This is a genomic window from Streptomyces sp. NPDC048442 (assembly GCF_040651475.1).
Classification (GTDB): Bacteria; Actinomycetota; Actinomycetes; order Streptomycetales; family Streptomycetaceae; genus Streptomyces.
On sequence record NZ_JBEZKB010000004.1, the window covers coordinates 288431 to 300508 of the forward strand.

10 protein-coding genes are annotated in these 12078 nt (G+C 68.9%); 9 read left to right on the plus strand and 1 reads right to left on the minus strand.

The features are described 5' to 3' along the window. Window positions 1-13: 13 nt before the first annotated feature. Window positions 14-1090: an Rv2578c family radical SAM protein gene (locus AB0D18_RS09065; protein ID WP_362414508.1), complete on the plus strand. Its 1077-nt coding sequence runs from the start codon at window positions 14-16 to the stop codon at window positions 1088-1090. A 47-nt stretch (window positions 1091-1137) separates the two neighbouring features. Next, on the plus strand, window positions 1138-1680 hold the full coding sequence (locus AB0D18_RS09070; RefSeq protein WP_362414510.1) for a GNAT family N-acetyltransferase: 543 nt from the start codon (window positions 1138-1140) through the stop codon (window positions 1678-1680). A 33-nt stretch (window positions 1681-1713) separates the two neighbouring features. On the opposite strand, the gene AB0D18_RS09075 is transcribed toward AB0D18_RS09070, so the two are convergent. Next, the gene (locus AB0D18_RS09075; RefSeq protein WP_362414512.1) at window positions 1714-2280 is read right to left on the minus strand and encodes an adenylosuccinate lyase; all 567 of its coding nucleotides are present in this window, start codon (window positions 2278-2280) and stop codon (window positions 1714-1716) included. A 371-nt stretch (window positions 2281-2651) separates the two neighbouring features. Between AB0D18_RS09075 and AB0D18_RS09080 the strand changes: the two genes are divergently transcribed. The 7 genes from AB0D18_RS09080 to AB0D18_RS09110 all read left to right on the plus strand — a co-directional run bounded on the left by AB0D18_RS09080 (window position 2652) and on the right by AB0D18_RS09110 (window position 11908). Further along, window positions 2652-4457 (plus strand): 3-hydroxyacyl-CoA dehydrogenase family protein, encoded by a 1806-nt coding sequence (locus tag AB0D18_RS09080; RefSeq protein WP_362414514.1) that lies wholly within the window; start codon window positions 2652-2654, stop codon window positions 4455-4457. A gap of 97 nt (window positions 4458-4554) precedes the next feature. Next, window positions 4555-5376 (plus strand): TetR family transcriptional regulator, encoded by an 822-nt coding sequence (locus AB0D18_RS09085; RefSeq protein WP_362414516.1) that lies wholly within the window; start codon window positions 4555-4557, stop codon window positions 5374-5376. A 476-nt stretch (window positions 5377-5852) separates the two neighbouring features. Further along, the gene (gene ccrA / locus AB0D18_RS09090; protein ID WP_362414518.1) at window positions 5853-7190 is read left to right on the plus strand and encodes a crotonyl-CoA carboxylase/reductase; all 1338 of its coding nucleotides are present in this window, start codon (window positions 5853-5855) and stop codon (window positions 7188-7190) included. After that, window positions 7190-9202, plus strand: a complete 2013-nt coding sequence (locus tag AB0D18_RS09095; RefSeq protein WP_362414520.1) for a protein meaA — start codon at window positions 7190-7192, stop codon at window positions 9200-9202. The genes ccrA and AB0D18_RS09095 overlap by 1 nt, the downstream gene beginning before the upstream one ends. Beyond that, on the plus strand, window positions 9199-10179 hold the full coding sequence (locus AB0D18_RS09100; protein WP_362414522.1) for a CoA ester lyase: 981 nt from the start codon (window positions 9199-9201) through the stop codon (window positions 10177-10179). Before AB0D18_RS09095 ends, AB0D18_RS09100 begins: the two co-directional genes overlap by 4 nt. A 5-nt stretch (window positions 10180-10184) precedes the next feature. Beyond that, window positions 10185-10700 (plus strand): MaoC family dehydratase, encoded by a 516-nt coding sequence (locus AB0D18_RS09105; protein ID WP_362414523.1) that lies wholly within the window; start codon window positions 10185-10187, stop codon window positions 10698-10700. 2 nt (window positions 10701-10702) lie between these two features. After that, a complete protein-coding gene (locus AB0D18_RS09110; RefSeq protein WP_362414525.1) occupies window positions 10703-11908 on the plus strand; it encodes an acyl-CoA dehydrogenase family protein in 1206 nt (401 codons plus the stop codon). Window positions 11909-12078: the final 170 nt, after the last annotated feature.

The following is a 12078-nucleotide window of genomic DNA, read 5'->3' on the forward strand; positions in this document are numbered from 1 at the left end:
CTAGGAGGCGTCCATGCGCTGGAACCATCTGGCCGAGAACGCGACCGACGGCCCCGCCGGAGCCGACACCCAGGACCCGGCGGCCGCCGCCCGCGCCGCCGCCCTCTTCGACGCGGACGCGGTCACCACCCGCACCTTCGACACCCCGGAATTTAGCGGGATCACCTTCCACGAGGTCCGGGCGCGGTCGATCGTGAACCGGGTGCCCGGGGCGTCCCGGATGCCGTTCGAATGGACGGTGAACCCGTACCGGGGCTGCTCGCACGCCTGCGTCTACTGCTTCGCGCGCAAGACCCACAGCTATCTGGACCTCGACACCGGCCTCGGTTTCGACTCGCAGATCGTCGTCAAGACCAACGCCCCCGAGCTGCTGCGCCGCCGGCTCGGCGACCGGAGCTGGCAGGGCGCGCACATCGCGATGGGCACGAACGTCGACTGCTACCAGCGCGCGGAGGGCCGCTACCGCCTGATGCCCGGCATCATCGAGGCGCTGCGCGACTACGCGAACCCGTTCTCGATCCTCACCAAGGGCACCCTGATCCTCCGCGACCTGCCCCTCCTCCAGCAGGCGGCGGAGGTGACCGAGGTCGGAGTCTGCGTCTCGGTCGGCTTCACCGACCGGGAGCTGTGGCGCACGGTCGAACCCGGCACACCCTCTCCCGAGCGCCGTCTCGACGCCGTGCGCACCCTGACCGACCACGGCCTCTCCTGCAGCGTGCTGATGGCACCGGTGATCCCGTTCCTCGGCGACTCCCGCGAGGAGCTGCGCGCCACCGTCCGCGCGATCGCCGCTTCCGGGGCGACCTCCGTCACCCCGCTCGCCCTGCATCTGCGGCCGGGGGCAAGGGAGTGGTTCATGTCCTGGCTGGCCGCCCACCACCCCCAACTGGTCGGCAGTTACGAGAAGTTGTACGCGTCCGGGGCCTACGCCCCCACCTGGTACCAGCGCCGCATCACCCGCACGGTCCACGAACTGGCGGCGGAGTACGGGATGGGCCCGGCCCGCAGCGGCGAAGCCCGCCGGATCCCGGCGCCCCAGCCGGGCCCCGAAGCCTCACCCGACGGTTCCACTCAGCTCAGCCTGCTGTGACGGGGGCGGCTAGGGCCTCTCCGCCGGACAGGCCCTAACGTGCCCCCATGAACCGCAGCGCACACAGCACGCACATCCGGGAAATGACGCTCGCCGACTGCCAGGCCGTCGCCGCCGTGCGGGTCCTCGGCTGGCAGACCTCGTACGTCGGACTCGTACCGCAGCCCTACCTCGATGCCATGAGCATCGAGGAGGCGACCGAGCAGTGCCGCACGCACCTCACCGCGGCCCGTCCCGGCGTTACCCATCTCGTCGCCGAGCACGCGGGCGAGGTCGTCGGCTGGGCCTGCCGGGGCCCGTACCGGGAAGCGGAAGGTGTCCGGGGGACCGATCCGGCGCACGCCGAGCTCTACACCCTGTACGTCCACCCCGACCGCCTGTCCACCGGCACGGGCCGCGCCCTCATGGCCGAGAGCATGACCGGCGCCCGCGGTGCGGGATTCACCTCCATGAGCCTGTGGGTGCTCCGGGACAACTCCCGCGCCCGCCGCTTCTACGAGAAGGCGGGCTTCAGCACCGACAACGCCCCGGAGCCCTTCGAGCTCGGCGGCGCCACCCTCCACGACGTGCGCTACACGCGCCCTCTTTGAGGTGCCCCGCACCAAGCCCTCTTTGAGGTTGCGCTACGCGAGCCTGCTCAGCGCCGCCGCTGCCGCCGCCCCCAGCCTCGGGTGGTCCAGCGCCGCGTCGAGCACCTCCGTGGCCCGTACGTCCCGCAAGCGCCCCAGCCCCTCGACGCAGGCGAGCGCCACCCGCCAGTGCGGCTCCCTGGGTGCGAGCAGCCCGCGCAGGGTGGTGATCAGCGCCGGTACGGACTCGGGCGCACGCAGTTCGGTCAGCAGCCGCACCGACTGCAGGGCGTACGCGGTGCGCATCGTGTTCGTCGCGAGTGCCGCGGCGGCACGAGCCGTGCGCGGATCGCCGAGCCTGGCCAGCGCGTACGCGGCGGAGACGCACCGCTCCGGGTCCCGGTGGTTGAGCAGCAGGACGAGCGCCTCGAAGGCCCGCCGGTCACCGGCGCAGCCGAGCCGGAAGGCGGCGATCTCCCGCGCCCAGAGCGGCTGTTGCGGTTCGGTGAGGACCCTGGCGAGTATTTCGTGGTCCGCTGTCGCGATCAGTCGCTCGTACGAAGCCGATTCCCCGGCCTCTTCGCCCAGCCTGTCGATCAGGGACCGCAGTTCCTCGTCCATGCGGCCAGCGTAGCCAGCGCGGCGGCGCCCCGGGCGGCGTAGATCACATTCGACGGAAGCAGCCAGGGGCTGGCGCGCTCATTACTCGCCGGTTACTCTCAAGTGAGCGGGTCGCCCCCACCACAGGGCCCAACCCCCGCTGAAAGATCGACTCTTGGCGGCCTGGTGACGCAGCCGCCACGGAGTGTTCAGTCGGTTCGGCGTTTTTGTACGGCACGGCCCGGGACAGGGCCCGCCGGCTCCTCCAGTACGACGCTCACGTCCGCACGCCCGCCGTGCGTCGACGCCCGTCTCTCAGCGCGTACCTCCGCGCACAGACGCCCTCAGCAGACGCCCCTCTTCAGTCGTCACTCATTCTCTGGAGTCCCGTGATGGACACCCCTGTCTCCACCACCCCTCTCTCCTCCCTCGCCACCGTCGCCGTCGTCGGCCTCGGCACCATGGGCACCGGGATCGCCGAGGTCCTGGCCCGTGCGGGCCGCACGGTGATCGGCATCGACATCAGCAGCGACGCGGTCCACCAGGCGGTCGCCGCACTCGAAGCGTCCACCGCCCGTGCGGTGCGCAAGGAGCGGATCACCGCGGTCGAACGTGCCGAGATGCTGGCCCGGTTCCGCACCTCGGTCGAGCTGTCGGCCGCCGCGGAGGCGGACCTGGTCATCGAGGTCGTCCCCGAGTCGTACGAGATCAAGCACCAGGTCTTCCGCGAACTGGACGCCGTCGTCCGCCCGGAGACGATCATCGCCACTGGCACCAACGCCCTCTCGGTGACCCGCCTGGCCGCCGACTCGGCGCGCCCCGAACGCGTTCTGGGCCTGCACTTCTTCAACCCGGCCCCGGCGATGAAGCTGGTGGAGATCGTCTCCTCCGTGCTCACCGCCCCGACCGCCGTCGCGGCCGTCACCGACCTCGCGCACGACCTCGGCAAGGAGCCGGTCGCGGTCGGCGACCGTCCCGGGTTCGTTGCCGACGGACTGCTGTTCGGCTACCTCAACCAGGCCGCGGCGATGTACGAGGCCAAGTACGCCTCCCGCGAGGACATCGACGCCTCGATGCGCCTGGGCTGCGGACTCCCGATGGGTCCGCTCGCCCTCCTGGACCTGATCGGCATCGACACCGCGCGCACCGTCCTGGAGGCGATGTACTCGGAGTCGCACGACCGGCTGCACGCCCCCGCCCCGATCCTCAAGCAGCTCAGCGAGGCAGGCCTGACCGGCCGCAAGGCGGGCCGCGGCTTCTACACGTACGAGGAGGCCGGCAGCGACGCCGTCGTCCGTGACGCACTGACGCCTCTTGAGGCGGCGCCGCTCACCACCGGCCGGGAAATCCGTACGGTCGGCGTCGCGGGCTCCGGAACGATGGCCTCCGGCATTGCCGAGGTCTTCGCCAAGGCCGGTTACGGCGTGATCCTCGCGGCCCGCAGCCCGGAGAAGGCCGAAGCTGCCAAGGCCCGTATCAACAAGTCCCTTTCGCGCTCTGTCGACAAGGGCCGGATGACCGCGGAGGCCCGTACCGAGACCCTCGCCCGGATCACCCCGGCAGGCTCCCTCGACGCCTTCGCCGACGTGGACCTGGCGCTGGAGGCGGTCGCCGAGGACCTGGGGGTAAAGCAGCAGCTCTTCGCCACCTTCGACAAGGTCTGCAAGCAGGGGGCGATCCTCGCCACCACCACCTCCTCGCTCCCCGTCGTCGCCTGCGCCCGCGCCACCTCGCGCCCGCAGGACGTCATCGGAATGCACTTCTTCAACCCGGCCCCTGCGATGAAGCTGGTGGAGATCGTCCGCACGGTCCTCACCGCGGACGACGTGCACGCCACCGTCCGCGACCTCACCACCAGGATCCGCAAGCACCCGGTGGACTGCGGCGACCGGGCGGGCTTCATCGTGAACGCGCTGCTCTTCCCGTACCTGAACAACGCGATCAAGATGGTCCAGGAGCACTACGCGTCCCTGGACGACATCGACGCCGCGATGAAGCTCGGCGGCGGCTACCCGATGGGGCCCTTCGAACTCCTCGACGTGGTCGGCCTGGACGTCTCGCTCGCCATCGAGCAGGTCCTGCACCGCGAGTTCCGCGACCCGGGACTGGCCCCCGCACCGCTCCTTGAACACCTGGTCGCGGCCGGCTGCCTGGGCCGCAAGACGGGCCGGGGCTTCCGGGAGTATGCGCGACGGTAAGCAGGCGGGTGCTCCTGGCTGGGGCGGGCTGCTGGAAGGCGCGGGCGGCCCGCCCCCTCAGGCGCGCTCCCCTGCACGGATGGGTTACGTTCAGGGCATGCCCCAGGCCCCCAGGACTTCTCGTACGAACTCCGCTCCCGACGCGCCCGAAACCGCGGCGGGTTCGCGTGCGGCGGCGCAGCGCCTCAAGATGCGCCGCGAGCTGTCCGCCGCGGCGATGGAGCTCTTCGCGACGAAGGGGTACGAGGCGACCACGGTCGACGAGATCGCCGCGGCGGGCGGCGTCGCCCGCCGCACCTTCTTCCGGCACTTCCGCTCCAAGGAAGAAGCGATCTTCCCGGACCACGACGACACCCTCGTACGGGCCGAGGCGGTGCTCAACGCGGCACCGCCGCACGAGCACCCGCTCGACACGGTGTGCCGCGGCATCAAAGAGGTGATGCGGATGTACGCCGCCGCCCCCACGGTGTCGGTGGCCCGCTACAAACTGACCCGCGAGGTCCCCACCCTCCGCGAGGCGGAGATCGCCTCGGTGGCCCGCTACGAGCGCCTCTTCACCCGCTATCTGCTGGGCCACTTCGACGAGCACGACCACGAGCCGGGCAACGACGACCCGCTCCTCGCCGAGGTCGCCGCCTCGGCGGTCGTCACCGCCCACAACCACGTCCTGCGGCGCTGGCTGCGAGCCGGCGGCCAGGGCGACGTGGAGACCCAGCTGGACCACGCCTTCGCGATCGTCCGGGAGACCTTCGGCTCGGGCATCGGCGCGGGCCGCAGCACCAGGTCCGAGCCGGGCCAGGCACAGGCCGAGCCGGCCGCGGTACGCAGGAACGGTGAGGTCCTGGTCGCGGTGGCCCGGACCGACGCCCCGCTGGACGAGGTCATGCGGACCATCGAAGAGGCCCTGAAGCAGCGCTGAGGCGGCCCGGAGAGAGCACTGAGACAGCGCTGAGAGAGCACTGAGGCGGCGCTGAGACGCACGCCACGAAGGAGGCCGTCCCCGACCCCGGGGGCGGCCTTTTTCGTATGCCAATACGGGCCGCAACGGACACCATGACGGGCCTCCGGGGGCCCCGATCGATCGATCATCGCGCATATGCGCAGGCCAGTGGCCAAGTGAGCGAATTTGTTGGCACTCAGTGCCTTGCGACCTGTCACGGGGTGCCATACCTTGAAGTTGTCCGGGCGGCCGGCGTGCAGAGACCTCTCGTACGCCGGCTGTCCCCGCACACCTCCCGGTGTGCGCGCCCGGACGCCTGCGTCACAGGCAACCTCCCGCGCACCACCCCGCGCTGCCGACAGCTACACCTCAGAAGCTCTCGCATCACCGCCGAACCGACGGCACTCCTCCACCCCACTCCCCTCAAGCTCCCGAAGCACCGCCGGAGGCCCCCCGTGAAGGAAATCCTGGACGCGATCCAGTCGCAGGAAGCGACTGCCGCGGACTACGCAGCCCTCGCCGTCCCCGAGTCGTACCGCGCGATCACCGTGCACAAGGACGAGACGGAGATGTTCGCCGGACTCACCACCCGCGAGAAGGATCCCCGCAAGTCGCTCCACCTGGACGACGTGCCGGTTCCCGAACTCGGCCCTGGCGAGGCCCTGGTGGCGGTCATGGCCAGCTCGGTCAACTACAACTCCGTCTGGACCTCGATCTTCGAGCCGGTGTCGACCTTCAGCTTCCTCGAACGGTACGGCCGCGTCAGCGAGTTGACGAAGCGTCACGACCTGCCGTACCACGTGATCGGCTCCGACCTCGCGGGCGTCGTGCTGCGCACGGGCCCCGGCGTGAACGCCTGGAACCCCGGCGACGAGGTCGTCGCGCACTGCCTCTCCGTCGAGCTGGAGAGCTCCGACGGCCACAACGACACGATGCTCGACCCCGAGCAGCGCATCTGGGGCTTCGAGACGAACTTCGGCGGGCTCGCCGAGATCGCCCTCGTGAAGTCCAACCAGCTGATGCCCAAGCCCGACCACCTGAGCTGGGAGGAGGCGGCGGCGCCCGGCCTGGTCAACTCCACCGCGTACCGCCAGCTGGTCTCCCGCAACGGCGCCGGCATGAAGCAGGGCGACAACGTCCTGATCTGGGGCGCGAGCGGCGGACTCGGCAGTTACGCCACGCAGTTCGCTCTCGCCGGCGGCGCGAACCCGATCTGTGTCGTCTCCAGCGACCAGAAGGCGGACATCTGCCGCGCGATGGGCGCCGAGGCGATCATCGACCGCAACGCCGAGGGCTACAAGTTCTGGAAGGACGAGAACACCCAGGACCCGCGCGAGTGGAAGCGCTTCGGCAAGCGCATCCGGGAGCTGACCGGCGGCGAAGACGTCGACATCGTCTTCGAGCACCCGGGCCGCGAGACCTTCGGCGCCAGCGTCTACGTCACCCGCAAGGGCGGCACGATCGTGACCTGCGCGTCCACCTCCGGCTACACCCACGAGTACGACAACCGCTACCTGTGGATGTCGCTGAAGAAGATCGTCGGCTCGCACTTCGCCAACTACCGCGAGTCGTGGGAGGCCAACCGCCTCGTCGCCAAGGGCAAGATCCACCCGACGCTGTCGAAGGTGTACTCGCTGGAGGACACCGGTCAGGCCGCGTACGACGTGCACCGCAACCTGCACCAGGGCAAGGTCGGCGTGCTGGCGCTCGCCCCGCGCGAGGGCCTGGGTGTCCGGAACCACGAGCTGCGGGAAACCCACATCGACGCGATCAACCGCTTCCGGAACGTGTGATGACCGAACGCAAGAAGGACCGCCCCTGGCTCATGCGGACCTACGCCGGTCACTCGACCGCCGAAGCGTCCAACGCGCTGTACCGGGGCAACCTCGCCAAGGGCCAGACCGGCCTCTCGGTGGCCTTCGACCTGCCGACCCAGACCGGCTACGACCCGGACCACATCCTCGCCCGCGGCGAGGTCGGCCGGGTCGGCGTCCCGGTGTCCCATCTCGGCGACATGCGGCGGCTGTTCCAGGACATTCCCCTGGATCAGATGAACACCTCGATGACCATCAACGCCACCGCCATGTGGATGCTCGCGCTCTACCAGGTGGTCGCCGAGGAGCAGGGCGCGGACCCCGACCGGCTGCAGGGAACCACCCAGAACGACATCGTCAAGGAGTACCTCTCGCGCGGGACGCACGTCTTCCCGCCGGGCCCGTCCCTGCGGCTGACCACCGACATGATCACGTACACGGTCAACCGCATCCCCAAGTGGAACCCGATCAACATCTGCAGCTACCACCTCCAGGAGGCGGGGGCGACCCCGGTCCAGGAGATCTCGTACGCGATGTCGACGGCGATCGCGGTCCTGGACGCGGTGTTCGCGTCCGGGCAGGTCCCCGAAGACCGCAAGGGGGACGTCGTCGCCCGCATCTCCTTCTTCGTGAACGCGGGCGTCCGCTTCATCGAGGAGATGTGCAAGATGCGCGCCTTCGGCCGCATCTGGGACAAGGTCACCCGTGAGCGGTACGGCATCGAGAACGACAAGCAGCGCCGCTTCCGCTACGGCGTCCAGGTCAACTCTCTGGGCCTCACCGAGGCCCAGCCGGAGAACAACGTCCAGCGCATCGTCCTCGAAATGCTGGCCGTCACCCTCTCCAAGGACGCCCGCGCCCGCGCGGTCCAACTCCCCGCCTGGAACGAGGCGTTGGGGCTCCCCCGCCCCTGGGACCAGCAGTGGTCCCTTCGCATCCAGCAGGTCCTCGCGCACGAGAGCGACCTCCTGGAGTACGAGGACATCTTCGCCGGATCGCACGTGATCGAGGCCAAGGTCGAGGAGCTGGTGGCCGACTCGCTCGCCGAGATGCAGCGCATCGAGGAGATGGGCGGTGCGATGGCCGCCGTCGAGTCCGGCTACCTCAAGTCCCAGCTGGTCTCCTCGCACGCCGAGCGCCGGGCCAGGATCGAGGGCGGCGAGGAAAAGATCGTCGGCGTCAACGTCTACGAGACCACCGAGCCCAACCCCCTCACCGCCGACCTCGACACCGCGATCATGACGGTCGACCCGGCGAACGAGGCCCGTGTGGTGGCCGCCCTGCACGAGTGGCGGGACAACCGCGACGAGGCGCGCGCCCAGGAGTCCCTGGCCGCCCTCAAGGCGACCGCGGCCGGTACCGGCAACCTGATGGCCGCCACCGTCGAGTGCGCCCGCGCGGGCGTCACCACCGGCGAGTGGTCGTGGGCGCTGCGGGACGTCTTCGGCGAGTTCCGCGCCCCGACGGGGGTGTCGTCCGCCCCGGTGGCCGTCACCGCGGAACCGGGCACGCCGCTGGCCCTCGTACGGGAAAAGGTGCGCCGGACGGCGGACGAGCTGGGCTCCGGGCGGCTGCGCCTGCTGGTCGGCAAGCCCGGCCTGGACGGGCACTCCAACGGTGCCGAGCAGATCGCCGTACGCGCACGTGACGCGGGCTTCGAGGTGGTTTACCAGGGCATCCGGCTCACGCCCGAGCAGATCGTGGACGCGGCCCTCGCCGAGGACGTGCACTGCGTGGGCCTGTCGATCCTGTCCGGCTCGCACGCCGAGCTGGTGCCGGACGTTCTCGTACGCCTCCGGGAGGCCGGAGCGCCGGAACTGCCCGTCATCGTCGGCGGGATCATCCCCCACGCCGACGGCGTCGAACTGAAGCGGGCGGGAGTCGCCGCCGTCTTCACCCCGAAGGACTTCGGGATCACGGAGATCATCGGCCGTATCGTCGACGAGATCCGGAAAGCGAACAAGCTCGACCCTCTGGAGGTCTCCGCATGACCAGCGCCACCGATGGCAACGCCGTCAACCGCCTTCGTCCCCGCCGCTCCTGTCTCGCGGTCCCCGGGTCGAACCCCCGCTTCCTGGAGAAGGCCCAGGGCCTCCCCGCCGACCAGGTCTTCCTCGACCTGGAGGATGCCTGCGCCCCGCTCGCCAAGCCCGGCGCGCGGCACACCATCGTCAAGTTCCTCAACGAGGGCGACTGGACCGGCAAGACCCGGGTGGTCCGGGTCAACGACTGGACCACCGAGTGGACCTACCGGGACGTCGTGACGGTCGTCGAGGGCGCCGGCCAGAACCTCGACTGCATCATGCTGCCGAAGGTGCAGGACGCCCAGCAGGTCGTCGCGCTGGACCTGCTCCTCACCCAGATCGAGAAGACGATGGGCTTCGAGGTCGGCAAGATCGGCATCGAGGCGCAGATCGAGAACGCGCGCGGGCTCAACAACGTCAACGCGATCGCCGAGGCGTCCCCCCGCACCGAGGCGATCATCTTCGGCCCTGCCGACTTCATGGCGTCGATCAACATGAAGACCCTGGTGGTGGGCGAGCAACCGCCCGGTTACGGCGCCGACGCGTACCACTACATCCTCATGAAGATCCTGATGGCGGCCCGCGCCAACGACCTCCAGGCGATCGACGGCCCCTACCTCCAGATCCGCAACGTGGACGGCTACCGCGAGGTGGCCAAGCGCGCCGCCGCCCTCGGCTTCGACGGCAAGTGGGTGCTGCACCCGGGCCAGGTCGAGGCGTCGAACGAGATCTTCTCGCCGTCCCAGGAGGACTTCGACCACGCCGAGCTGATCCTCGACGCGTACGACTTCTACACGTCGGAAGCGGGCGGCAAGAAGGGCTCCGCGATGCTCGGCGACGAGATGATCGACGAGGCCAGCCGCAAGATGGCGCTCGTCGTCTCGGGCAAGGGCCGGGCCGCCGGCCTGCAGCGCACCTCGAAGTTCGAAGCCCCGGAGGCCTGATCACCATGCAGTTCGGACGCACCTTCGAGGAGTTCGAGGTCGGCGCGGTCTACAAGCACTGGCCCGGCAAGACGGTCACCGAGTACGACGACCACCTCTTCTGCCTGCTCACCATGAACCACCACCCGCTCCACCTGGACACCAACTACGCGCAGAAGACGACCGACTTCGGCAAGAACGTCGTCGTCGGCAACTACGTCTACTCCCTCCTCCTCGGCATGTCCGTACCGGACGTCTCCGGCAAGGCCATCGCCAACCTGGAGGTCGAGTCGCTGAAGCACATCGCGCCGACCTTCCACGGCGACACGATCTACGGCGAGACCGTCGTCCTCGACAAGACCCCGTCGAAGTCGAAGAGCGACCGCGGCATCGTCTACGTGGAGACCAAGGGCTACAAGCAGGACGGCACCGTGGTCTGCGTGTTCCGCCGCAAGGTGATGGTCCCGACCGAGACGTACATCAAGGAGCGCGGCGGCGAGCAGCCGGGCCGCCCCGAGCCCAAGACGCAGGAGAAGAAGTAGCCATGGCCCGTCTCGCCCAGACCGCCGGTCTGACCGACGTACAGCAGGAAATCCTCTCCACCGTACGGAACTTCGTCGACAAGGAGATCCTCCCGGTCGCGACCGAGCTGGAGCACCGCGACGAGTACCCGACGCAGATCGTCGAAGGCCTCAAGGAACTCGGCCTGTTCGGGCTGATGATCCCCGAGGAGTACGGCGGCCTGGGTGAGTCCCTTCTCACATATGCGCTCTGTGTGGAAGAGATCGCCCGCGGTTGGATGAGTGTGTCCGGAATCATCAACACGCACTTCATCGTGGCGTACATGCTCAAGCAGCACGGAACGCAGGAGCAGAAGGACACCTTCCTGCCCAGGATGGCGCTCGGCGAGGTGCGCGGCGCGTTCTCGATGTCGGAGCCGGCGCTCGGTTCGGACGTCTCCGCGATCAGCTCCAAGGGCGTCCGCGACGGCGAGGAGTACGTGCTCAACGGCCAGAAGATGTGGCTGACCAACGGCGGCACCTCCACGCTCGTGGCCGTCCTGTGCCGCAGTGACGAGGGTCACCCCGAGGGCACAGCCCCGCACAAGTCGATGACCACGTTCCTGGTCGAGAAGGAGCCGGGCTTCGGTGAGGTCCGCCCAGGTCTGACCATTCCCGGCAAGATCGACAAAATGGGATACAAGGGGGTGGACACCACCGAGTTGATCATGGACGGACTGCGCATTCCGGCCAATCGCGTACTCGGCGGGGCCACCGGCCGAGGGTTTTACCAAATGATGGACGGCGTAGAGGTCGGCCGCGTGAACGTCGCAGCCCGTGGTTGCGGAGTCGCTCAGCGTGCCTTCGAGTTGGGTGTTTCGTACGCCCAGCAGCGCCACACCTTCGGCAAGCCGATCGCCCAGCACCAGGCGATCCAGTTCAAGCTGGCCGAGATGGCCACCAAGGTGGAAGCCGCCCATGCGATGATGGTGAATGCAGCACGCAAAAAGGACAGCGGGGAACGAAACGACCTCGAAGCAGGGATGGCCAAGTACCTGGCCTCCGAATACTGCAAGGAAGTCGTCGAGGACGCCTTCCGCATTCACGGCGGATACGGGTTCTCGAAGGAGTACGAAATCGAGCGCCTCTACCGCGAGGCACCCATGCTGCTGATCGGTGAAGGTACCGCCGAGATCCAGAAAATGATCATTGGGCGGCGGCTGCTGGAGGAATACCGGCTGCAGGGCTGATTGTTCTCTTTGTGTAGATTTCAACGCGAAGAAGATCACACCCTGTCACCTTCTCCAGGCGTCTTTCCGGCCGCTGACTCGCTTTCCGGCTTGCCCAGTTGCACCCCGCAACCGATAGCATCGCCGGAAAGCCGCCGTCCCCCGCATCCGCGCGCGGCATCATCCGCTAC

What these genes read in the sequence shown, in the direction of transcription:
- AB0D18_RS09065 (WP_362414508.1), top strand. Translation starts at nt 14, where the DNA reads ATGCGCTGGAACCATCTGGCCGAGAACGCGACCGACGGCCCCGCCGGA.
- AB0D18_RS09070 (WP_362414510.1), top strand. Translation starts at nt 1,138, where the DNA reads ATGAACCGCAGCGCACACAGCACGCACATCCGGGAAATGACGCTCGCC.
- AB0D18_RS09075 (WP_362414512.1), bottom strand. Translation starts at nt 2,280, where the DNA reads ATGGACGAGGAACTGCGGTCCCTGATCGACAGGCTGGGCGAAGAGGCC.
- AB0D18_RS09080 (WP_362414514.1), top strand. Translation starts at nt 2,652, where the DNA reads ATGGACACCCCTGTCTCCACCACCCCTCTCTCCTCCCTCGCCACCGTC.
- AB0D18_RS09085 (WP_362414516.1), top strand. Translation starts at nt 4,555, where the DNA reads ATGCCCCAGGCCCCCAGGACTTCTCGTACGAACTCCGCTCCCGACGCG.
- AB0D18_RS09095 (WP_362414520.1), top strand. Translation starts at nt 7,190, where the DNA reads ATGACCGAACGCAAGAAGGACCGCCCCTGGCTCATGCGGACCTACGCC.
- AB0D18_RS09100 (WP_362414522.1), top strand. Translation starts at nt 9,199, where the DNA reads ATGACCAGCGCCACCGATGGCAACGCCGTCAACCGCCTTCGTCCCCGC.
- AB0D18_RS09105 (WP_362414523.1), top strand. Translation starts at nt 10,185, where the DNA reads ATGCAGTTCGGACGCACCTTCGAGGAGTTCGAGGTCGGCGCGGTCTAC.
- AB0D18_RS09110 (WP_362414525.1), top strand. Translation starts at nt 10,703, where the DNA reads ATGGCCCGTCTCGCCCAGACCGCCGGTCTGACCGACGTACAGCAGGAA.